Consider the following 2,567-nt stretch of genomic DNA (forward strand, 5'->3'; position numbering starts at 1 on the left):
ATTAAAAAAGAGGGGTGAAATAATGATTAGATTAAGACCATATAAGAAAAGTGATGCTGAATATATTATGAAATGTTTTACAGATAAAAAAGCCTTTACCCAATGGTGTTCAGATAAATTTACTTATCCCTTAACTAAAGAGCAGCTTGAGTATTATTATCACAAGTATGAAAAGGATGAAAATGCTTGGATAATATCTGCTTTAAATGAAGAAGGAATACCAGTAGGCCATTTTTTAATGAGATTGGCAGACTATAAAAAGGAAAGCATACATCTTGGATTCATCATTGTAGATTCAAAAATAAGAGGAAAAGGCTATGGAAAAGAGATGGTTTCTTTAGCAGTAAAATATGCCTTTGATATATTAAAGGTAAAAAGGGTAACCTTAGGAGTATTTGATAATAATCCTGCAGCTCACAATTGCTATAAATCATTAGGTTTTATTGAAGAAAAGTATAATGAGAATACATTTATCTATGGCAATGAAAAATGGGGAATTTATAATATGGCAATAGAAAAATTAATCTTAATCATTTTTGAAAAAAAGCTAGATTCAATATATAAGGCACTTGAACTGCAATATTTGAATGGCGATAATGAAGGAAAAGGATTTCGTGTATTAGCATATAGAAATGATGGCTATACAGATATGTTTGATGATCTATCCTTAAATTTTAACCCTAATGAAAAATGCGATGTTGTTGAAAAAGGATTAAATAAACATGTGAAAAGGAATGTAGAGGATACTGTATTTGAAGTAACAGATGGATGTGTGGAAGTTTCTTTTGACCTTGAAGATTTAGAAAAACGAAAAATACATGTGTATATAAAAGAGCAAAATAGAAAGAAAAGTATTACTATGAACTTACTGGCGCCTATTGGACATTATAGAGAAGCTCCATCTAGTTTGCCAGTATTTTTCTTATATGATTTTGATTTTATTTAGAAAAAAAAAAACTATAGTAGATATTAGTATTGATGGAAATGCTCTAAAGTTAGACAAATTTCCTCTTCCTATGAATGGGGAAATGAGATATTACGCTAGATATATTATGAAAAGCCAAATTATAGAGTTTATTCCCATTTCAGATGAAATTAGAGAGATAGAGTTAGATGAAAATATGCAATATTTTGACCAAGATATTAAATATCAGTTTATAGAAAGCAAACATGGAATAGGTTTATCTCTGTATTAAATATTGTGTATTATATTGTAAAAATATGTTTTGATATTACTATAAATTCATTTTTTATACAAAATACAACAATAACTTTGTAAAAGTATCTAATAATACCGATTAACCTATAGGGAAACAAGGAATTTAAGAAAGTTTAATTAGCTCAATTTTTAATAATATCCACAGAAATAGTAACTTTATAGAAATAGAGAATTTTAGGTATAGTTAAATATATCCTCTATAAAATTCGTAAATTAGATTATTAAGTCAAAATGAGTAGAAAAAAATTGCTTAGTTTACCCCATGAATTGACAATATTTTCTATTTAATAGTGGTATTATACCTTTATGAGAGATAAAAAGATAGATTTTTGGGGGGATAAAAAGCATGATAGTTGAAACTTTGACAAGAACAGAGAATTCAGGTAAGTTAACTTACTTGTATAAGTACAATTTAATAGAAGGAAAAATATTTATGGAGTTTAATGGTGGAAATCAGTCTATTAAATCTTATGGTATTGAAGTGGAGCGAATTGATATTAGCCATGGAAAAACTGTAAATATAAAAAATGAGTCTATAGAAAATATTAGTCCTCAAAAAGAAAAAGTGTACAAGTTATTAAAAATGCTTCATCAACACGGTGTATCACCAATACATCTTGTAGATGTCATTGGTGAGTATGTGGATGAATGGGTAAGAGACTTTGATTTAATATTAGAAAATTAAAAAAGGGATAGATTCTATGATAATTATGTTTGATTTTACATATTGTAGAAATACATATAATTATCTTTAGATCCTTGATGGTGATATATGATTAACACTTTACTAGGGGATAGACACTACCACAAAAATACATAATCTTAGCAGTGGAAATTTTCTAGTAAGTGAAGGAGGAAGTTCAATGAATAAAGTTAATGAATGTCCAATGTGTGGATGTACTGAAATTGGTGAAGGAGTACTTTCTGGCTATGCTAACATGAAACCTGCACATAAGGTTCTTACTACTGGTTCAAAGATTATTGCAGATGTATGTACAAGATGTGGTTATATTTTATCTATGAGAGTAGCTGAGCCTAGTAAATTTAAGTAATTTATAGTTTTTTACTGTTGAAAGGGGAAAGACAGCAAAAATTGAAAAAAATATTTATTAAGCTCGGCTTTACGTACTATTTTTAGCCGGGCTTTAAAATTTAATTACTTCTCTATCAAAAAGCCTTTCCATTTACATCTGTTAGTTCCTTATATATCAATGCATTTTCTTCTTTATTTTTTCAATAATCTCTTGATCTAATCTATACAGAAAGCCTTCTATTTTAACAGGGCCGCCATTTATGTAAAATGTATTAATATTATAATAACTTCTGACACTTTAAGCCATATTATAAA

Annotated in this window: 4 protein-coding genes; all 4 read left to right on the forward strand. The window is 27.9% G+C overall.

All coding sequences use genetic code 11. The features are described from left to right. Positions 1 to 946: GNAT family N-acetyltransferase (locus tag N3C_RS14610; RefSeq protein ID WP_074366721.1), on the forward strand; the 946-nt coding region annotated here is incomplete at its 5' end. Further along, positions 927 to 1,196 carry a hypothetical protein gene (locus N3C_RS14615; protein WP_074366722.1) on the forward strand — a complete coding sequence of 90 codons (270 nt, stop codon included), beginning with the start codon at positions 927 to 929 and terminating at the stop codon, positions 1,194 to 1,196. The genes N3C_RS14610 and N3C_RS14615, both read left to right, overlap by 20 nt. Before the next feature lie 369 nt (positions 1,197 to 1,565). Continuing rightward, positions 1,566 to 1,904 (forward strand): DUF6514 family protein, encoded by a 339-nt coding sequence (locus N3C_RS14620; protein WP_074366723.1) that lies wholly within the window; start codon positions 1,566 to 1,568, stop codon positions 1,902 to 1,904. 178 nt (positions 1,905 to 2,082) lie between these two features. Next, a complete protein-coding gene (locus N3C_RS14625) occupies positions 2,083 to 2,271 on the forward strand; it encodes a transcription initiation factor TFIIIB (RefSeq protein WP_074366724.1) in 189 nt (62 codons plus the stop codon). The last annotated feature ends 296 nt before the right edge of the window (positions 2,272 to 2,567 follow it).

The sequence above is a fragment of the Clostridium sp. N3C genome (assembly GCF_900095445.1).
Classification (GTDB): Bacteria; Bacillota; Clostridia; order Clostridiales; family Clostridiaceae; genus Clostridium_AU.

Bases quoted from the DNA above. Each gene is read 5' to 3' on its own strand.
- N3C_RS14615 (WP_074366722.1), top strand. From the start codon at position 927: ATGATTTTGATTTTATTTAGAAAAAAAAAAACTATAGTAGATATTAGT.
- N3C_RS14620 (WP_074366723.1), top strand. From the start codon at position 1,566: ATGATAGTTGAAACTTTGACAAGAACAGAGAATTCAGGTAAGTTAACT.
- N3C_RS14625 (WP_074366724.1), top strand. From the start codon at position 2,083: ATGAATAAAGTTAATGAATGTCCAATGTGTGGATGTACTGAAATTGGT.